The organism is Burkholderia puraquae (assembly GCF_002099195.1).
Taxonomy (GTDB): domain Bacteria; phylum Pseudomonadota; class Gammaproteobacteria; order Burkholderiales; family Burkholderiaceae; genus Burkholderia; species Burkholderia puraquae.
In genome coordinates this window covers 275931-294434 of record NZ_NBYX01000002.1, presented here as the reverse complement: position 1 = coordinate 294434, position 18504 = coordinate 275931, and the positions used below count along the sequence as shown (strand labels likewise).

Here is an 18504-nt window from a genome sequence, read left to right as displayed (position 1 = left end):
CCGAAGGAACGCGACCATCATGAGCTTCCCCACTGTCTATATCGACGGCGATCAAGGCACGACCGGATTGCAGATCCACGAGCGCCTGCGCGGGCGCACCGACCTGCGGCTCGTCACGCTGCCGGATGCCGAGCGCAAGGATTCCGTGCGGCGCGCCGAAGCGATCAACGCAGCCGACATCGCGATTCTGTGCCTGCCCGACGCGGCCGCGCGCGAAGCGGTCGGCTTCATCCGGAATCCGGCGGTGCGCGTGATCGACGCGAGTTCGGCTCATCGCACGCAGCCGGAATGGGTCTACGGCTTTCCCGAGATGGCCGACGGGCACGCACGGACGATTGCGCACGCGCGGCGTGTCACCAATCCGGGCTGCTACCCGACCGGCGCGATCGGGCTGCTGCGGCCCCTGCAACAGGCCGGCCTGTTGCCGCGCGACTACCCGGTGAGCATCCATGCCGTCTCCGGATACTCGGGCGGCGGGCGGGCCGCCGTCGACGCATTCGAATCGGACGACGCTTCGCACGCGAAACCGCTACAGATCTACGGCCTTGCGCTCGCGCACAAGCATGTGCCCGAGATCCAGCTGCATGCCGGCCTGGCGAACCGCCCGTTGTTCGTGCCGGCTTACGGTGCCTACCGGCAAGGCATCGTGCTCACCGTGCCGATCGAATTGCGCCTGCTTCCTGCCGGCGTGACCGGTGAGCAGCTGCATGCGTGTCTCGCGCACCATTACGCCGACGCGCGTCACGTCGACGTCACGCCGCTCGCGGACACGCAAGCGATCACGCATCTCGATCCGCAAGCGCTGAACGGCACCAATGACCTGCGGCTCGGCATATTCGTCAATGCCGATCACGGCCAGGTGCTGCTGTCCGCCGTGTTCGACAATCTCGGCAAAGGGGCATCCGGGGCAGCCGTGCAGAATCTCGACCTGATGCTCGGTGTGGCGGGCGCGGCGTAAGCCACGTGCGGGCAGCATCGTCGGCCGGCCCGGCACATCGCGGCCGCGTTGCGTTGGTGCCGGTTGGACGCTACCGGCTCGCGAAGCAGTTGCGAGCCGGAAACGGGGGCCTGCCGATGTTCCGCACACGCCCCCCGTAAAAGCTCACCTTTGGGCGATTTCAGCCCGCATCGTCGCTCGCTGCGGCATTCAAACCCGCAAGCGTCTCCACCAGGAAATCCACGCACACGCGCACTTTCGCCGACGCCGCGACACGTTCCGGATACACGGCCCAGATGTTCGCGGGCTGGATTGCGTCCGGCAGCACGCGACACAGTGCACCGCGTTCGATCAGCGGCGCGGCTTCCCAGATCGACCGCAACACGATTCCGCGCCCGGCCAGCGCCCATTGCACGGCCACCTCGCCATGGTTCGTCGACAGCGCACCGCCGACCTTCACCGTTGCCGTTTCGCCGCGCACGTTCAGCCGCCACACGCCGAACGGATGGTCGCGCTCCTTGATCGCAAGACAGTCGTGCGACGCGAGATCCGCGAGCGAGCGCGGCGTACCGCGCCGCGCGAGATAGTCGGGCGATGCACACAGCACGCGGTAGTTCGCGGCGAGGCGGCGCGCGATCAGGTGATCGGCGATCTCGTCGCCGATGCGCACGTCGAGGTCGTAGCCTTCGCCCGCGACATCGACGAGCCGGTCGAACAGATCGAGCCGCACGTTCAGCTGCGGAAAGCGCGCGGTGAAGTCGAGCAGCGCCGGCGCGACGATGTGCCGGCCGAAGCCGAAGCTGCTCGACATGCGCAGCGTGCCGCGCGGCACCGTGCGCGTGGTCGACACGTCCTCGACGAGATGATCGACGTCGTCGAGGATCTTCTCGGCGCGCGCATACACGCGTTCGCCGGCTTCCGTGACCGTCACGCGGCGCGTCGAGCGATGCAGCAGGCGTGTGCCGAGCTGCGCCTCGAGCAACGCGATGCGCTTGCTGACATAGGCGGGCGACACCGCAAGCTGCTCGGCGGCTGCACTGAAGCTGGCCAGGCGGACGACCAGGCTGAACACGCGCAGGTCGTCGAGATTCGGCGATTTGTTCACGATTCGTGGAAAGTCGATTAACCTTTCGCACGATTTTAATCCCAATGGAAATAAATAGAATGGCGTCATGATCCGCTGCGCGCTACGCCGGCAGCCCCGACCCACGATGAAGGAGGAGCACTCGCATGAACGACAGGACTTACCGGATCGCCGTGATCCCCGGCGACGGCATCGGCCGTGAAGTGATGCCCGAGGGCCTGCGTGCGCTCGATGCCGTAACCGCGCGCTTCGGTATCCGCTTCCAGTTCGAGCAGATCGACTGGGCGAGCTGCGATTACTACGCACAGCACGGCAAGATGATGCCGGACGACTGGAAGGCGCAGCTGTCGGGCATGGACGCGATCCTGTTCGGCGCGGTCGGCTGGCCCGCGACGGTGCCCGATCACATTTCGCTGTGGGGTTCGCTGCTGAAGTTCCGCCGCGAGTTCGACCAGTACATCAACCTGCGGCCCGCGCGCCTGTTCGACGGCGTGCCGTCGCCGCTCGCCGGCCGCCGCGCGGGCGACATCGACTTCATGATCGTGCGCGAGAATACCGAGGGCGAATATTCGTCGGTCGGCGGCACGATGTTCGAAGGCACCGAGCGCGAGATCGTGATGCAGCAGTCGATCTTCACGCGTCACGGCACCGAGCGCGTACTGAAATTCGCGTTCGATCTCGCGCAGCGGCGCGCGAAGCGCCTCACCGTCGCGACGAAGAGCAACGGCATCGCGATCAGCATGCCGTGGTGGGACGCACGCACGGCCGAGATGGCCGAACGCTATCCCGACATCGCCGTCGACAAGCAGCACATCGACATCCTGTGTGCGCGCTTCGTGCTGCAGCCGGACCGCTTCGACGTCGTCGTTGCGTCGAACCTGTTCGGCGACATCCTGTCGGATCTCGGGCCGGCCTGTACGGGCACGATCGGCATCGCGCCGTCGGCGAACCTGAACCCCGACCGCACATTTCCGTCGCTGTTCGAACCCGTGCACGGCTCCGCGCCCGATATCACCGGGCAGTACATCGCGAATCCGGTCGCGATGATCTGGTCGGCGGCCCTGATGCTCGACTTCCTCGGCAACGGCGCGGGCCGCGAACGCGAAGCGCACGACGCGATCGTCGCCGCGATCGAGGACGTGCTGCGCACGGGGCCGCATACGCGCGATCTCGGCGGCAATGCGGGGACGCAGGAAGTGGGCGAGGCGATCGCCGCAAGAATCGCGGGCTGACGATCACGCCCGGCGCGATCGCATGCGCCGGGGCAGCGACTGCACGAATCGGCGTGCGGTGAGCGGTGAGCGGTGAGCGGTGAGCGGTGAGCGGTGAGCGGTGAGCGGTGAGCGGTGAGCGGTGAGCGGTGAGCGGTGAGCGGTGAGCGGTGAGCGGTGAGCGGTGAGCAACACGGAATGCGTTTGCGCACTCGTGCGAATTCCGATGCCGGCACGGTGAAGTCGAGCGGTGAGCAACGTCGCACCGCAACGCGCACGGCTCGCGCTATCCGTCTTCGACGTCGACACGATCGGTGAGTTGCACATCGCGCACGTGCACACCGATCGTCAATCCATTGCCGGCCCCATGCAATCGGTGAGACGCATCACGTGGTGAAGCACACCGTTGCATGTCGATGCGCGCATTACGCGACGCCGGCGTGTGCGGCACGTCTGCTTGGCCCGGCACGATGCCGCGTCGAACGGCTCGAAGCATACAGTCCGACGCGACATTTCACCTCGTCCCGAAAAATCTCACCTTCAGCGCATCGACTCCCGAATTTCCTCACCATTGAAGCCCGGTGATGCGTTTGTCCATCCGTCGAGTCGACGCGCGTGTCACAGCCCGAGATCGGACAGCCCCGGATGATCGTCCGGACGACGGCCGAGCGGCCAGTGATAGAGACGATCCTGCTCGCGAATCGGCAGGTCGTTGATACTCGCGTGACGATGCGCCATCAGGCCGTTTTCGTCGAACTCCCAGTTTTCATTGCCGTACGAACGGAACCAGTTGCCGGCGTCGTCATGCCATTCGTATGCAAAGCGCGCCGCGATGCGATTGCCGTCGAACGCCCACAGCTCCTTGATCAGCCGGTAGTCGAGCTCGCGCGCCCACTTGCGCTGCAGCAGCCCGACGATCTCGTCGCGGCCGGTCACGAATTCCGCACGGTTGCGCCATCGGCTTTGCGGCGTATAGGCGAGCGACACGCGCTGCGGGTCGCGCGTGTTCCATCCGTCCTCGGCAGCACGCACTTTCTGGCGCGCCGTTTCGAGCGTGAAGGGCGGAACAGGCGGACGGACTTCGGGGGAAGCGGACATGGGTTGCTCCTGTTCAGGTTCTGGCCACGGACGACCGCGGCCACGACCAGCGCCTCTTTCGATTCGAAATGCGAATAAAAGCTCTTTCGTGCCGCGCCGGATCGCTTGACGATCGCATCGACGCCGGTTGCGTGGATGCCGCCCGAATAGATCAGCGCTTCGGCCGCATCGAGCAGCCGGTCGCGAACGCCCGGTTCGCCGCAGGGGTCGTGATGTGTGTTCATGGGTTTGCGGTAGAACGATCGTTCTCCGTCCTCAAGATGTGCGTGAAAAGGCCCTGTCGACGAGAGGGCTGAATCGCGGCGTAGCCGTGCGACGCGGCCCGCCGCGTTTACGACATTTTTTCTTGAAGCGGACGCGCGGCGCTCACTACACTTCGGTCACCCTGTCTGGGCGAAAGGACATCATGCAGCGACCGGAATCCGCGCGCCCCGCGCGCGCCTATGCGGCTTATGCCAAGCGGCTCGACGGCCGCGTCGTCGTGCGGCGCTTCGACCCGCGCAACGATTCGTACGATACGTTGACCGCGCTGCTGCATCGCGCCTTCGCGCCGCTCGGCGCGTTGGGCTTCAACTGCCCGTGCGTCGACCAGCCCGCCTCGGCGACGCGCGAACGCGTGCTCACCGGCGAGTGCTTCGTCGCGCTCGGCAACGCGCATCTGGTCGCGACGATGACGATGCGGTCGCACGATCCCGATTCCCGCTGCGATCCGTACCGCAGCCGGCACGTCGCGACGCTCGGCCAGCTGGCGGTCGATCCCGTCTGGCAGGATCGCGGCATCGGCCGTTCGCTGCTTGCATTCGCGCAACGACGGGCCGCCGCACGCGGCGCGACGCATCTCGCGCTCGACGCCCCCTACGCGGCAGTCCGACTCATCGACTTCTATCGTCGCGCAGGATTTCAACCGGTCGACGTGATGCGCTTTCCGGGACACAACTACGACAGCACGATCCTGTGCAAATCCGTCAGCGTCGCGGACGGGCGCCTCGTTGCCGGCGATACGACGCAGATCGACGTCGCGCGGCACGTCGGTGCTGCGTCATGAAACACGATGTGCCGAAGCGCGAAGGCGGCGGCGATCGCACGCAACTCGCCGTCCGGCAGGCACGCGTGCGCGCGGCGCAGCGGCTGCGCGGTGTGTTGAAGCTCACGTTCCTCACGATCGCGGTCGCACAAGCACTGGCGTTCGCGTTCGAAAGCCTGCTGGTGATGGCCGGCTTCGCGCCGGATGCTGCGACGGTGCTGCTGTTCCGCTTCGTGACGTGCGCGCTCGTCAGCTTCTGGCTGCAGGCGGATGCGCTGCGCGCGTATCAGTACGCGGCGCAACACGGGCTCGTCACCATTCCTGGCGCACACGGCGATCCGGTCGGCGTAGCACCGCAGTGCCCGAAGCGCTGGCTCGTCGTGTTGAGTCTTCAGCTCGACCCGCGAGGGCTGAATGGTGAACGGATCAAGTAGCGGTGCGCGCACCGATCGATGTCGACTGATATCGATCGCCTCGCGCACGAGTGAGTCGCAACGAGGCGTGCGGACTCACGGTTGATGCGGTGGTTCGGCAAGGCACCGCTTGGAGTGCGAAGCGAACGACTTCGCGGCAAGCGAGGCGGCGACGTGCGCGGAAGAAGGGGAGCAGGTACCGAACGGCGTGATGGCGGGAAGCGAGGCGGCTGACGACCGGTGAAATGAACGTGCGATTGCAGGTCACCGATATGCGATCGTGTCGCGATTTTGCGCGCAAACACAGCTCCCGAATAATCTCACCTTGAGCCCGGATTCGCGCGTTTCAGCCTCGAAAACGCAGACGTAAACAGAAACGGGGCAGGCGGCGAACGCGCCGCACTGCCCTGCGGCGCTCAGGCCGTCCAGTCGAGAATCACCTTGCCGCTTTCACCGGACAGCATCGCGGCGAAGCCTTTCTCGTAATCGTCGGCCGCAAAGCGATGCGTGATGATCGGCGACAGGTCGAGGCCGCTCTGCAGCATCGCGACCATCTTGTACCAGGTCTCGAACATCTCGCGACCGTAGATGCCCTTGATCTCGAGCCCCTTGAAGATCACCTGGTTCCAGTCGATCGCCGTCTGCGCCGGCGGAATGCCGAGCAGTGCGACCTTGCCGCCATGGTTCATCGCCTCGAGCATGCTCGTGAACGCGCTCGGCACGCCCGACATCTCGAGACCGACGTCGAAGCCTTCAGTCATGTGCAGGTCGGACATCACGTCGCGCAGCGACTCGCGCGCGACGTTGACCGCGCGCGTCGCGCCCATCTTGCGCGCGAGTTCCAGCCGGTAGTCGTTGATGTCGGTGATGACGACGTTACGCGCGCCGACGTGCTTCGCGATCGCGACGGCCATGACGCCGATCGGGCCCGCGCCGGTGATCAGCACGTCTTCGCCGACGAGGTTGAACGACAGCGCCGTGTGCGTCGCGTTACCGAACGGATCGAAGATCGACGCGAGATCGTCGGAGATCTCCGGCGGAATCTTGAACGCGTTGAACGCCGGAATCGCCAGGTACTCGGCGAACGCGCCTTCGCGGTTCACGCCGACGCCGACCGTGTTGCGGCACAGATGCCGTCGCCCCGCGCGACAGTTGCGGCAGAAACCGCACGTGATGTGGCCTTCGCCGGACACGCGATCGCCGATCGCGAAGCCGCGCACTTCCTGCCCCATCTCGACGATCTCGCCGACATATTCGTGACCGACGTGCATCGGCACGGGAATCGTCTTCTGCGCCCAGTCGTCCCACTTCCAGATATGGATGTCGGTGCCGCAGATCGCCGTGCGGCGGATCTTGATCAGCACGTCGTTGTGGCCGACTTCGGGACGCTTCACGCGCGTGAGCGTGAGGCCGGGGCCGCGTTCGAGCTTTGCCAGTGCTTTCATGGTCGCGCCTCCGTCAGATGATGCCGAGCGACTTGCCGACGCGCACGAACGCGGCGACCGTCTGGTCGATCTGTTCAGGCGTATGCGCGGCACTCATCTGCGTACGGATGCGCGCCCGGCCACGCGGGACGACGGGGAACGAGAAGCCGATCACGTAGACGCCTTCGCCGAGCAGCTTGTCGGCCATGTTCGTCGCGAGCTGCGCGTCGCCGAGCATCACCGGGATGATCGGATGCGCGCCCGGCACGAGCGTGAAGCCGGCTTCGGTCATCTGCTTGCGGAATCGCGCGCCGTTTTCGCGCACGCGCTCGCGCAGCTTCGCGCCTTCGTCGCTGCCGAGCAGTTCCAGCACCTTCAGCGATGCCGCGGCGATGCTCGGCGTGAGCGTATTCGAGAACAGGTACGGGCGCGAGCGCTGGCGCAGCAGTTCGACGACCTCGCGACGCGCGGCGACATAGCCGCCCGACGCGCCGCCGAGCGCCTTGCCGAGCGTACCCGTGATGATGTCGACGCGGCCTTCGACACCGCAGTGCTCGGGCGTGCCGCGGCCATGCGTGCCGATGAAGCCGACAGCGTGCGAATCGTCGACCATCACGAGCGCGCCGTAGCGATCGGCGAGATCGCAGATGCCTTTGAGGTCGGCGATGATGCCGTCCATCGAGAACACGCCGTCGGTCGCGATCAGCTTGTGGCGTGCGCCCGCCGCATCGGCTTCCTTGAGCTTCGCCTCGAGGTCGGACAGGTCGTTGTTCTTGTAGCGGAAACGCTTCGCTTTGCAGAGGCGGATGCCGTCGATGATGCTCGCGTGGTTCAGCTCGTCGCTGATCACCGCGTCGTTCTCGTCGAGCAGCGTCTCGAACAGCCCGCCGTTCGCGTCGAAGCAGCTCGAATAGAGGATGCTGTCCTCGGTGCCGAGAAATGCGGCCAGCGCGCTTTCCAGTTGCTTGTGCACGGTTTGCGTGCCGCAGATGAAGCGTACCGATGCCATGCCGAAGCCGTCCTGGTCGAGGCCAGCCTTCGCCGCATCGATCAGGCGCGGATCGTTCGCCAGACCCAGATAGTTGTTCGCGCAGAAATTGAGCACGCCGGCACCGCCGGCGAGCCGCACGGCTGCCGCCTGGGGACTCGCGATCTCGCGCTCGGTCTTGTAAAAACCGTCCGCGCGGATCTGGTCCAGCGTCCCGCGTACCTGGGCGAGAAAGGCATCACGCATCGCAAAGCTCCTGACAGGGTTTCGCATTCCGCAACGCGCCACTCGTGGCGGCGGCGCAACGGCCTGCTACTGTTATAGTCGGTCGTTCGGTTGACCGCATTTATCCGATATTCCGAACTAGAATTCGAAATATCGAACAACTCTAAGCGAACGGAATCCAAATGGCAAGTTCCTCCGGCTCGCGGCGCACGCCTGCCAGCGCCGCACCGCAACCGCCGGCCGCCACGCCGCCGCGTGTCGGCGAGCAGATCCAGCGGCTGCGCAGCGAGCGCAAGCTGACGCTCGACGACCTGTCGCGCGCGGCCGGCGTATCGAAATCGATGCTCTCCGAGATCGAACGCGACAAGGCCAACCCGACGATCGCCGTTGCATGGCGGCTGACGAACGCGCTCGGCATCACGCTCGACGAGCTGTTCTCGCAGCCGAAGGCGCCCGAAACCATTCGCGTAGACGGCCCGCACGACATTCCGACGCTCGCCGGCCATGACGGCCGGTACCAGCTGCGCGTGTGGGGCCCGATCGACCTCGCCGGCAAGTTCGAGTGGTACGAGCTGACGCTGCCGGGCGGCGGCGCATTGATATCGAACGCCCACGAGCCCGGCACGCGCGAGCACCTCACCGTGCTGCAGGGAGCGATGGAAATCGAAGCCGCGGCGGCCAGCCGGCGCCTGAAGGTAGGCGACACCGCGCGCTACCCGGCCGACGAGCCGCACGCAATCCGCAATCCCGGCAAGGCCGAGGCGCGGGCACTGCTGATCGTGATACATCGCTGACGGCGCGGATAGCTGGCCAAAAGGCCAATTGCAGGCCGGTTGCGGAAAACACTGTATGTTTGTACAGTATACGGACATTCCGCCATGCATGGGCCGGAGCCGGCGCACCGAGGCGCCCGCCCGGTCGACAGGAGCCTGCAATGACAGAAGAACAAGATTTGGCCGCGCTCAGCTTCAAGGCTGCCGCGCACGACCTCGAGCTGATCGTCCGCCATATTGCCGGGCGCTACATCCGCCAGCGCGTCCCGCTGACGTGGCGCCTGCTGCACGCCATCGAAGCCGAGGCGCTTGCCGATCTCGGCTTTGCCAGCCGGCACGAGGCCGGCATGCGTCAATTGTTCGAACGGCCGTCGGACATGACGTTTCCCGAAACGGACGATCCGATCGACTTCGGGCGCTCGAATGCGCTGCCCGCCGTTTTTTCGTTCGCGGTTCTCGCATACGAAGCGGCATCAACGTCGCACGACACCACGCCTCGCGAGCGCGCCCACCGTCCGTCCAAGGCATGGGGTGACTGACTGCCCGCCGGGGCCGCCGCGTGTGGTGGCCTTGTCCAGCCTCTTGCTGCCCGAGACGTTGCGGAAAGGGCTACCATATACGCAACTAACGGAATAAATCACATGTCCCTTCCCGCCTCGCCCGACACCCCTGCACGCCCGGAAGAAACGGATCTGTTCGACCGCGGTGCGTCCGACTGGATCGTCTCGCCCGAAGCCGCATTCGATGCATGGCTCGCCATGCAGGACTATCGCCGCTCATCGGCCGACGTCTATCGCGCGCAATGGGGCGCATTTCTCACCTGGATGCGCGCACACCAGAAGAATCTGGCAACGGTCGATACCGCAACCATCGCGAATTTCGTCGGCGAGCTGCCGATCCGGAAAACCCAGCGAATGCGCTATTTGCGACTGATCGAACGCGTGCTCGACCACATCCGGCGCACCGAATACGCGTCGACCAACCCGGCCCGGTTCATTGCTCAGGATGGCGAAGCGAACTGGCGCAAGGCGCGCGACAACGAGCCTACCGGTTTCCTCACGCCCGCCGAGCGCGCAACGTTGCTCGCATACCTGTTTTCGCCGATCGGGGTATCCGGTTCCGCGTACTGGAAAGAGCGGCGCGACCGCGCGCTCGTCGCCGCGTTTCTCGGTGCCGGCATTAAAACCGGTGAAGCTCGCGCGCTCACGATTAGTTGCATCAATACGAGTGGAACGTCACTGCAGATCGAGTCGACACACCCGGATTTCGCGCGCGAAACCCACCTGGCATCGTTCGCGATCGCCCTGCTCGAAGCATGGCTCACCGAGCGCAAGCGCCAGGACATTCCGGGTGAACTCGTGTTCCCCGCGTCCCATGCCGGGCGGCCGATGCACAAGGCGACGATGCTGCGCGCGATCGACGCGATCGTCGAATCCGCCGGGCTCACGTCGTCGCGCACCGCCCGCGCGAGCCCGCAAACGCTGCGCAATACCTATGCGGCCGAATTGTTCGAGCACGACGTGCCGCCCGAACGGGTCGGCAAATGGCTGGGCTTCATGCGGCCGATTTCGTCGAACCGCCTGCATCGTGCATGGAAAAACTGGCGCGACAGTCTGGCCGACAGCAACGGTGACGCGTCCGACCGCAAAGAAACTCACTGATCGCCAAACGGCTGCTCACGCGAAGCGATCCGTGAGCAGCCTTGTGCGGCGCAGCCTCACCGTTTCACAGCTCCCGAAAAACCTCACCTCAAGCTCCCCGGATCGTCTCACCTGTGAGCGGCGGCCGATCCTCACGTCACGTGCGCGCAAAGCGGGCGACCGCTTCGAATCGCGACGGCCATGTGCCCGAAGCATGTTCGCACTCGGGGCAGGCCACTTCAAAACCCGCTTCTCCGTGTGACAGTTCCGGCTCGCCATCGCAATGCGGACAATGGGCCGGCACCGGAATCTCCTGATCCAGCGAGGTGCCGATCGCGGCAAACGCCTCCGCATCCAGTTGCCCGGCATCGGCCAGGCGGCGGATCAGCGCGGCGATTTCCGGATTCATGCCGCGACTCGCACGCAGCGAACTCACATCGCGTGTCGCACGTTCCAGTTCATCGCCCTGGCTGCGCAACTGTTCTTCGAGCCGGTCGGCGCGCGCCTTGGCCGAACTCAGTTGCTGCAGGAAGTCGAACTCCTTGCGCTGAACGTCGCGCAAACCGCTCTGGTAGGTCGATGCCATGCTGCGCAACGAATCCAGCTCGACCAGCATCGGCTTGACGCGTCGTTCGGCTTCGGCCACCGCGTCCTTGATTTGCTGCGCGTAGTGCTCGGTGCGCTGCTGCAGTTCGGCTTGCAGCGCATCGATGCGGTCACGCAGCGTGGCGTTCTGCGCCTGTTCGGCTTCGATACGGCCGGCGGCCGCAGCCAGTTCCTTCTCCAGTCGGGCGACTGTGGTGAGCAACGTCGCTTCGCTGGCCGAACCGTGCGTCGTCTGCGACGCGAGCTGGACCTCGAGTTCGGTTACGCGAGCCTGCAACTGCTCGTTTTTCGCTTCGCCACGCGCGAGCGCGCCTTCGAGTGCCTCCTGGCGGACGGTTGCGTCGCGCAACCGCTGTTCGGCGTCGGCAATGCCGGCACGAACCTGCTCGCGATCGCCATCGAGACTGTCCCGCGCGGCTTTCAGCGCTTCTTCATAGAGCGCGCCGAGCAACGCACCCGCCTTTTCCTCGACGGCTTTCGGGATTGCCGCACCGTCAAGCCTGACTTTCGACGCGGAACGAATGCGCTCCCAGAAGTGGTCGATGTCTTTCGGGATATCGCTGGCGCTGCCGGTTTGGGTGAGATCGCGGACGTTGGCGGCCGACGGCCGGATGCCGAGATCGAAAAACAGCCGCTTGCATGCGTGCAGCGACAATTCCTGTCGCCGAGCACCGCTTGCACGCAGCGATTCCAGTTCGTCCCGAATGGCTTGGCGTATTTCGTCCAGGGTCATCGCTGTGCTCACAGACATTGAAGTGTGGCAATCATAACGAAATACGTATTTCTTGATACTTTTTTCGGCTCGACGTTGTGAATTTACGTCGCTTTCCACAGAAACCCGGTCTGTAAGTCAATCCCGACGACTGTGGTCCAGGATTTCGTGAAACAAAGCGAAGAAAGTTATCCAAGTCCTTGTCGCACAAGCATTTTCCTGAAGAGCCCCAATTTCGGCATTTGTTTCACACGACCACGGATGCGATGGCCTGTAGGTGTTCAGGGGTTGGGGTATCTGTGGAAAACTCGTCGGCCCATGTCTTGAGAGTATTAGAAGTAAACACCCTTGAACCCTTAGTTAAAAACGTTAACGCCACGGCACAGCCTTATGCTGCAAGGCTTTCCGGCCGACAAGGTGAAGTTTTACGGGAGCCAAGGTGATCTTCTGCGGGAGCTGACGTGATGGGGTTCAGGGAGCTGCGTGAGCCGTTGCAGGAAAGGTCGTGAGCGGATTCGGGATCACAGTGAAACACGAGATTTCCCAAAGGTGAGGTTTTTCGGGGCCTCACAGCCACAGAACCCGCGCTGTGCCTGACTGCACAGTTTTCTGCCTGTGCAGACATAGGTGAGAATTTGCGGGACCTTCTTCGCGCCCCGATTCTGCCCATCTTTTAGGCAGTTTTTGTGAAAGGTGAGGTTTCACGGGACTCCACGGGGATTTGGTGTGAGGATTTTCGGGAAACGAACACCATTTTGCACAGCGAAAGCGCTCTCTGAGGCCTGTGAAGCGCCAAAGGTGAGGTTTTTCGGGAGGGAAATCCGGGTTTTCCTGCCCAGATCCCGGTGAGGTGAGATTTTTCGGGGCCCGGATCACAGGCTGTGACTCGGGCCACAGGTGAGACTTTCCGGGAACGGAATTTGCCTGAAAAATGGTCAAAGGTGAGGCTTTTCGGGATCTGTAAGCTGCCGAATTCGCCGAAAAGCCCACCAGGACTGGAAGAAATCTCGTTTTTGCTGTGCCCCTTTTTGGCACAGGTGAGATTTTTCGGGGGCTGACATCGGGTTGTCGTATGAAGGATTTCAGTCGAAAGGTGAGGCTTTTCGGGAGGCGTCGACAACGCACAGCCAAATGCCTTCTGTGCATAAGTATCGGAAGGCATTGGGATTTTTGATACCGAGACAGTTACGGTGAGGTTTTTCGGGAGCTATTCCCGTGCCCGTGGAGGCACAGCGATTTTTCCTTGAGGTGAGCGTTTTCGGGAGGTGTTGGTAGCGAATCCCGCGCGTGTCGGGCATTTGTCGACATTCAGAGGAATGAACACGCTGTGCTCGAGGTGAGTATTTTCGGGACCCGACACGGTTTGTGCGCTGTACAATGCGCGCCCGGGCCGATAAAGCTGGCCCTATCGGGTCGCGCTGGCCGGTTTCGCGGGCGTCTTCCGCGATGCCGGACTCGATCGCGATCTCCCGGTGAGTCGCGCCTGTACATGCATACAGGCCGATGCGGGCCGATCGGGAGGCGCGGCGAGGTGGGATCGCAACCCTGTGCCGAACTCACAGCTGCGCAGTCGTAAAATTACGACAAATCGAAAGGTGAGCCGATACGGGAGCACATTCCGCACGTGTCGTGCACAGGTGAAATTCTGTGAATCGGCGCATCCCGCAGCACGTCTGGACGAGTCCGGAACGCTGCAAATCCGGAGTGGTGAGGGTTTTCGGGAGCGCCTGGGGTGAGTGCCGTTTTGCACGCGCGCTTCACCCGCTATGGTGAGCATGTCGTTCTGGACGCACATCACCGCAGGCGCTATCCTTCCGGAAAACTTCTCCTCCGACCCGACGTATGGCCACGACGAAGCGCGCCAAGAAAACCGATGTGGATGTGGTGAGTGCCAGTTCAGCCGAATTGCGTAAGGCCGTCGAGGCGATCGCAATCCAGCCGAAGAGCGGCAAGATCACGCTCCTCACTCGCAAGCTGTTCAATGTCCTGCTGGCCGTGGCGCAGCAGGCCGACGACTCGGGCGATACGTATCGCGCGCTGCTGTCGGACATCGTCGCCAACTCCGCCTTCGATTCGAACGACACCGCGCTGGTAAAGGAACACCTGCGCCGCATGGTGTCGGTGCAGGTCGAGTGGAGCACGGGGACGTCGAGCCAGAAGCCGGGCCGCAAGTGGGGGATCTCGACGCTGATCGCCGATGCGGAAATTCTCGAGGATCCGGCGACCCGCCGCGTGTGGGTCGAATTCTCGTTCGCGCCGAAGATCAAGAAGAAGCTGCTCGACCCGGTGCAGTACGCGCGCCTGAGCCTGCAGTTCCAGAGCCAGCTGCGCAGCAGCGCCGGTCTCGCGCTGTACGAAATCTGCGTGCGCTACCTGACGAACCCGAGCCACCTGACGATGCGCGAGCCGTGGGAATGGTGGCGGCCGATCCTGTCGGGTACTCCCGACACGGAAGCCGGCGACGAGGCGAAGCGCGAGTACAAGTACTTCAAGCGCGACTATCTGCGTCCCGCGATCGCGGAGGTCAATGCGGTCACCAACATCTTCGTCGAACTGATCGAGCACCGTGAAGGGCGCCGGGTCGCGGAGATCCAGTTCCGCGTGACCGAGCGCAAGCAGCCGATGCTCGCGCTCGACGAACACCCGAACGTGTTCGACAGCACGCTGGTCGACCGGATGGTGAAGCTCGGGATCCCACTGAAGGAAGCGCAGACGCTCTATGCGGACAGCGAGGAGAACCGCATTCGTGCCGCGCTGCAGATGACCGAGCAGCGGATGCGCAGCACGACGCTGCCGCCGGTGCGCAGCGCGCCGGCGTTGTTCAAGGATGCGCTGAAGAAGGGTTATGCACCGCCGGTCGAATCGGTCGACGCGCTGCCTGCCGGCACGCCGTCCGCGAAAGTTGCAGCGGCCCAGCCGGACGATCTGAAGGCTCGCCTGCTGAGCGAGTTCGCAGCGTTCCGCCGCAAGGAAGCGAAGGTGCTGTACGAAGAGCAGGGCGACGCCGAGCGCGAAGTGGCGCGCGAGTCGTTCGAGTCGGAGGCACTGCCGACGATGGGCTCCCACATGCGCGATGACTGGCGCAAGCGCGGCCTCGATTCCAAGCTGGCCGAGACGGCCTTTTTCGACTGGCTGGCCCAGAAGACCTGGGGCGAGCCGACGGACGGCGACCTGCTGTCGTTCACGCTGAACCAGTCGCGGGCTGCCTGAAGCCCGCTCAGGCCCGCTGACGGGCCGCCGCGGGCCCCGCCCTCGATGGGCGGGCCCGGCGTCCTCACCAGGCCCTGCCGGCCGTTTCCGTCACTCCGACAACAGCATCCGCTCGAGCTGCTCGAGGATCGCGTCGCGCTTGTCCTTCGGGAGACCGCGCAGGCGCAATTCGATGCGATCTTCGCCATACGACTTCAGGTCGCCGACCGATTTGCCGCCGAGCTTGATCTCGAGACGCTGCGCATAGCGCTGACGGCCCGCAGCCTTCGGCGTTTCCTGCGCCGCGACGCGGCCCTTGACGATGTCCGACACCTGGCGCGTGCTGAGATCGTCCGACACGATCTTGTTGATCAGCCGCAACGTGGCGTCGGTGCCGCGCGCATTGTGATAGCGGCCGACCTGATACGCCATGTTCGAACCGAAGCGATCGGGGCGCGCAACCATTTCCTGCATGATCGCTTCCGGCAGCTTGCCGATCGACAGCGCGACGGCCACCGTCGACTCGTCGAGGCCGAGATGCTCGGAGAGTTCCTTCTGGCTCTGGAAATGCTTGTCGTCGAGAAAGCGACGCCACACGACGGCGTTGTCGAATACCGTCTGCGAATCGCGCTGGACGTTGAGATCGTAGCCGAGCTTGTAGCTCTGGATGCCGATCGGCAAGTCGATCACGATCGCCTTGACCGATTCCTTGTTCGCTTCCTTCAGTGCCCGCACACGGCGGCCGCCATCGCTGACGAAGTACGTGCCCGGGTTGTCGTAATCCGGAATCACGTGGATCGCTTGCTGCTGCCCTTGCTTCGCGAGGTTGACCGCGAGTTCGGCAATCGACGATTTCAGATAGAAATGCCGCGGATTGAACGGGCTATGCTTGATCGCCTTCAGCGACAGCTCGATCACCTGCCCCGGTGCATAGCGATTCTCGAGACGCCACGCGCGATATTGCGCCGATTCATCGATCGACGGATCGAGCGTCAGCTCGGGCACGGGCGGGGGCGCGACGTCTTTCTTCGCGGATTTGGTCGGCGCCGGGGTGGGCGTCTCGGACTTGACGATGCCGTCGATCGCATTGAGTCGATCGAGCGCCGTGCGCTTCTCGCTCGTCGTGATATCCGGGCGCGCTTGGAATCCTTTGGCAAATTGGGAGGGTTTCATGTGACTCCTTTGTGCGCATAAAGTCAGGGCAGCATGGCGACGATTTCGTCGGCGCATGCGCGAATTTCTGCAGCGGCCAGCTTGCCGCCACGATCGTTCATCTGCAGTACGGTCTGACCGAGCGCCATCGCCTGCTTGTACGCCTCCCGGGTCGGGATCTGCGTTCTCAGCAACGGGAAGCCGAGTTCCTCGAGCGCGCGCTTGAGCTCGCGGGTCAGCATGCGCTTCTCTTCGGTCTTGTTCAGCAGGAAGACGGCACGGAGATCTTCGTTCATGACCTGCGCCTGCTGGATCAGTTTGACGAGGCCGACGCTCGACCAGTAATCGGCCGGCGACGACGACGTCGGAATCACGGCGATCGATGCGGCCAGCAGGACAACGCCCGATACCTTCTCGGTGATCGACGGCGGGCAGTCCACGACGATGATGTCGTAGTCGTTGATGAACTTCTTGATCTCTCGATGGATCTGGCCATCGGCTTCAGCCAGGTTGACGACCGGAAACGGAATGCCGGTGTCGCTGTCGCCGGATGCGCTCGACCAGTGAACCAGTGTGTTTTGACGGTCTGCGTCGATGACGAGGACGCGCTTCCCTTTTTCATGGAACGCGGCACCGAGGTGCATGGCAATCGTGCTTTTGCCGACGCCACCTTTTTGTTGAGTGACTGCAATGATTTCCGCGGCCAATTTTCACTCCTATTTTGGTCGTTGGAATTCTACAGGACGATATTTGAATTTCAATGAAATTGTCGTTCGACAACTACGCATTGGCCATTCGGGCTATCGGTTTATGCGCATAAACGAACTGGTGATGAACGGAGGCTCGATCGGATGGTGTGGCGGATGTCATAAACGTCGATGACCGCCACGGGATTGAGTCATCATGCGTGGCGCCGTCGGTGTGAGTAGCGGGTGGCCGCAGGATCGCGGTGCACTGCCCTTTCGTTCGATGGGGCAGTCTTGCTTGAGAACCGGGGAGTTTGTGCGCATAAACTCTGCGGATACCGGCGCGGTCGATCGTGCGACGAGAAGGCGGATGCTTCTGAGCGAGAGGGGGAAGCAGTACGCCCTCGCCGGGGGCGCAGCGTAGACGTGTGCCGCGGAATCCACGGACGTCGACACAACGCGCCGTCCGGGCGCTATGTTTATGCGCATAAACCGCGAGCGATAGACGGCGAGTAACGGAGGATCCCGTCCCGACCGGGCCCGAACCCAGTGCGGGGCGATCTACCCGCGAGGCATCACACCGAAGCAGGCATCACACCGACACGCCGAAGTGTCCGCACTCACCGCGCCGTGAATCGAGAGGTACCGCATCCGGCAATCGCACGCTTTATGCGCATAAACCAACCGACCTGCGACGCACCTGCCCGTATCCTTTACGAACCGAAACGCCGGCATGTGGGACCTTTGTTTGTCATCCCGCGATAGAGAGCCACTCGCCTTTATGCGCATAAACCCACAGATCCATTGAAACGCATCCCGAACGGGACTCTCCTCTCGCGGTCCGTCGCTCTGCCTCCCCCACCTGCCTCTACGAAGCAGCGAATCCGCCTCCGATCCCGTGTCGACCACCCGCCAAGCCCCCGATGCAGACTGGCTACAATACAGGGCTCTCCCCTCCAGGCCTGAATGATGATCACGATCTACCACAACCCCCGATGTTCGAAGTCGCGCGAGACGCTTGCGTTGGTCGAGTCGCTGAATACCACCGGTGCACCGTTGAATGTCGTCGAGTACCTGAAGACGCCGCCGACGGTCGAGGAACTGGAAACGCTGCATCGGCAGCTTGGCCGCCCCGTTCGCGACATGCTGCGCGACGGTGAGGAGCCGTACAAGACGCTGGATCTGGCCCGTGCCGATCTGACCGATACGGACGCCTACGCGGCAATTGCCGCTCATCCGATTCTGCTGCAGCGGCCCATCGTCGTTTATCGCGGCAAGGCAGCCATCGGCCGGCCGCCCGAATCCGTGCAGGCGATATTCGAATAATTCTTACCCGCCGTAT

At 63.6% G+C, this 18504-nt stretch carries 16 protein-coding genes and 1 pseudogene; 9 read left to right on the top strand and 8 right to left on the bottom strand.

Annotation, left to right across the window (positions count from 1 at the left end):
• Positions 1 to 19: 19 nt before the first annotated feature.
• Positions 20 to 958 (top strand): N-acetyl-gamma-glutamyl-phosphate reductase, encoded by a 939-nt coding sequence (gene argC / locus B7G54_RS05715; RefSeq protein WP_085038193.1) that lies wholly within the window; start codon positions 20 to 22, stop codon positions 956 to 958.
• Between the two features lie 160 nt (positions 959 to 1118).
• On the opposite strand, the gene B7G54_RS05710 is transcribed toward argC, so the two are convergent.
• Positions 1119 to 2042 carry a LysR substrate-binding domain-containing protein gene (locus tag B7G54_RS05710; protein WP_085038192.1) on the bottom strand — a complete coding sequence of 308 codons (924 nt, stop codon included), beginning with the start codon at positions 2040 to 2042 and terminating at the stop codon, positions 1119 to 1121.
• Between the two features lie 125 nt (positions 2043 to 2167).
• Between B7G54_RS05710 and B7G54_RS05705 the strand changes: the two genes are divergently transcribed.
• Positions 2168 to 3253: a tartrate dehydrogenase gene (locus B7G54_RS05705; RefSeq protein WP_085038191.1), complete on the top strand. Its 1086-nt coding sequence runs from the start codon at positions 2168 to 2170 to the stop codon at positions 3251 to 3253.
• 597 nt (positions 3254 to 3850) lie between these two features.
• On the opposite strand, the gene B7G54_RS05695 is transcribed toward B7G54_RS05705, so the two are convergent.
• A complete protein-coding gene (locus B7G54_RS05695; protein ID WP_085038190.1) occupies positions 3851 to 4330 on the bottom strand; it encodes a nuclear transport factor 2 family protein in 480 nt (159 codons plus the stop codon).
• 26 nt (positions 4331 to 4356) lie between these two features.
• A pseudogene (locus tag B7G54_RS05690) lies at positions 4357 to 4554 on the bottom strand (TetR/AcrR family transcriptional regulator); the annotation flags it as partial.
• A gap of 182 nt (positions 4555 to 4736) precedes the next feature.
• Between B7G54_RS05690 and B7G54_RS05685 the strand changes: the two are divergent.
• Together B7G54_RS05685 and B7G54_RS05680 are read left to right on the top strand one after the other, a co-directional pair.
• The gene (locus B7G54_RS05685) at positions 4737 to 5375 is read left to right on the top strand and encodes a GNAT family N-acetyltransferase (protein ID WP_085038189.1); all 639 of its coding nucleotides are present in this window, start codon (positions 4737 to 4739) and stop codon (positions 5373 to 5375) included.
• Positions 5372 to 5788, top strand: a complete 417-nt coding sequence (locus B7G54_RS05680) for a hypothetical protein (protein ID WP_085038188.1) — start codon at positions 5372 to 5374, stop codon at positions 5786 to 5788. The genes B7G54_RS05685 and B7G54_RS05680 overlap by 4 nt, the downstream gene beginning before the upstream one ends.
• A 395-nt stretch (positions 5789 to 6183) precedes the next feature.
• Here the strand turns inward: B7G54_RS05680 and tdh are convergent, their stop codons facing one another.
• A complete protein-coding gene (gene tdh / locus B7G54_RS05675; protein ID WP_085038187.1) occupies positions 6184 to 7212 on the bottom strand; it encodes an L-threonine 3-dehydrogenase in 1029 nt (342 codons plus the stop codon).
• A gap of 13 nt (positions 7213 to 7225) precedes the next feature.
• The gene (locus B7G54_RS05670) at positions 7226 to 8425 is read right to left on the bottom strand and encodes a glycine C-acetyltransferase (RefSeq protein ID WP_085038186.1); all 1200 of its coding nucleotides are present in this window, start codon (positions 8423 to 8425) and stop codon (positions 7226 to 7228) included.
• Positions 8426 to 8586: 161 nt separating this feature from the next.
• Between B7G54_RS05670 and B7G54_RS05665 the strand changes: the two genes are divergently transcribed.
• The 3 genes from B7G54_RS05665 (at position 8587) to B7G54_RS05655 (ending at position 10838) form a co-directional block, all read left to right on the top strand.
• The gene (locus tag B7G54_RS05665) at positions 8587 to 9198 is read left to right on the top strand and encodes a helix-turn-helix domain-containing protein (protein ID WP_085038185.1); all 612 of its coding nucleotides are present in this window, start codon (positions 8587 to 8589) and stop codon (positions 9196 to 9198) included.
• A 140-nt stretch (positions 9199 to 9338) separates the two neighbouring features.
• Complete coding sequence (locus B7G54_RS05660; RefSeq protein WP_085038184.1) at positions 9339 to 9716, top strand: DUF2471 family protein; 378 nt, start codon at positions 9339 to 9341, stop codon at positions 9714 to 9716.
• Positions 9717 to 9818: 102 nt separating this feature from the next.
• On the top strand, positions 9819 to 10838 hold the full coding sequence (locus B7G54_RS05655; RefSeq protein ID WP_085038183.1) for a tyrosine-type recombinase/integrase: 1020 nt from the start codon (positions 9819 to 9821) through the stop codon (positions 10836 to 10838).
• 136 nt (positions 10839 to 10974) lie between these two features.
• Here the strand turns inward: B7G54_RS05655 and B7G54_RS05650 are convergent, their stop codons facing one another.
• Entirely contained in the window at positions 10975 to 12156 is a 1182-nt protein-coding gene (locus tag B7G54_RS05650; RefSeq protein WP_085038182.1) for a DNA-binding protein, read from the bottom strand.
• 1821 nt (positions 12157 to 13977) lie between these two features.
• Here B7G54_RS05650 and B7G54_RS05640 point away from each other — a divergent pair.
• On the top strand, positions 13978 to 15345 hold the full coding sequence (locus B7G54_RS05640) for a replication initiation protein (RefSeq protein ID WP_085038181.1): 1368 nt from the start codon (positions 13978 to 13980) through the stop codon (positions 15343 to 15345).
• 90 nt (positions 15346 to 15435) lie between these two features.
• Here B7G54_RS05640 and B7G54_RS05635 read toward each other — a convergent pair whose 3' ends face one another.
• Both B7G54_RS05635 and parA read right to left on the bottom strand, forming a co-directional pair.
• Positions 15436 to 16497: a ParB/RepB/Spo0J family partition protein gene (locus B7G54_RS05635; protein WP_085038180.1), complete on the bottom strand. Its 1062-nt coding sequence runs from the start codon at positions 16495 to 16497 to the stop codon at positions 15436 to 15438.
• Between the two features lie 23 nt (positions 16498 to 16520).
• Entirely contained in the window at positions 16521 to 17183 is a 663-nt protein-coding gene (parA, locus tag B7G54_RS05630; protein WP_085038179.1) for a ParA family partition ATPase, read from the bottom strand.
• A 948-nt stretch (positions 17184 to 18131) separates the two neighbouring features.
• On the opposite strand from parA, the gene arsC reads away from it, so the two are divergent.
• Positions 18132 to 18488, top strand: coding sequence for an arsenate reductase (glutaredoxin) (arsC, locus tag B7G54_RS05625; RefSeq protein WP_085038405.1), 357 nt, complete (start codon positions 18132 to 18134; stop codon positions 18486 to 18488).
• The last annotated feature ends 16 nt before the right edge of the window (positions 18489 to 18504 follow it).

Excerpts from the sequence above, each read along its gene's own strand:
- argC (WP_085038193.1), top strand. The coding sequence starts at position 20 with ATGAGCTTCCCCACTGTCTATATCGACGGCGATCAAGGCACGACCGGA.
- B7G54_RS05705 (WP_085038191.1), top strand. The coding sequence starts at position 2,168 with ATGAACGACAGGACTTACCGGATCGCCGTGATCCCCGGCGACGGCATC.
- B7G54_RS05695 (WP_085038190.1), bottom strand. The coding sequence starts at position 4,330 with ATGTCCGCTTCCCCCGAAGTCCGTCCGCCTGTTCCGCCCTTCACGCTC.
- B7G54_RS05685 (WP_085038189.1), top strand. The coding sequence starts at position 4,737 with ATGCAGCGACCGGAATCCGCGCGCCCCGCGCGCGCCTATGCGGCTTAT.
- B7G54_RS05680 (WP_085038188.1), top strand. The coding sequence starts at position 5,372 with ATGAAACACGATGTGCCGAAGCGCGAAGGCGGCGGCGATCGCACGCAA.
- tdh (WP_085038187.1), bottom strand. The coding sequence starts at position 7,212 with ATGAAAGCACTGGCAAAGCTCGAACGCGGCCCCGGCCTCACGCTCACG.
- B7G54_RS05670 (WP_085038186.1), bottom strand. The coding sequence starts at position 8,425 with ATGCGTGATGCCTTTCTCGCCCAGGTACGCGGGACGCTGGACCAGATC.
- B7G54_RS05665 (WP_085038185.1), top strand. The coding sequence starts at position 8,587 with ATGGCAAGTTCCTCCGGCTCGCGGCGCACGCCTGCCAGCGCCGCACCG.
- B7G54_RS05660 (WP_085038184.1), top strand. The coding sequence starts at position 9,339 with ATGACAGAAGAACAAGATTTGGCCGCGCTCAGCTTCAAGGCTGCCGCG.
- B7G54_RS05655 (WP_085038183.1), top strand. The coding sequence starts at position 9,819 with ATGTCCCTTCCCGCCTCGCCCGACACCCCTGCACGCCCGGAAGAAACG.
- B7G54_RS05650 (WP_085038182.1), bottom strand. The coding sequence starts at position 12,156 with ATGACCCTGGACGAAATACGCCAAGCCATTCGGGACGAACTGGAATCG.
- B7G54_RS05640 (WP_085038181.1), top strand. The coding sequence starts at position 13,978 with ATGGCCACGACGAAGCGCGCCAAGAAAACCGATGTGGATGTGGTGAGT.
- B7G54_RS05635 (WP_085038180.1), bottom strand. The coding sequence starts at position 16,497 with ATGAAACCCTCCCAATTTGCCAAAGGATTCCAAGCGCGCCCGGATATC.
- arsC (WP_085038405.1), top strand. The coding sequence starts at position 18,132 with ATGATCACGATCTACCACAACCCCCGATGTTCGAAGTCGCGCGAGACG.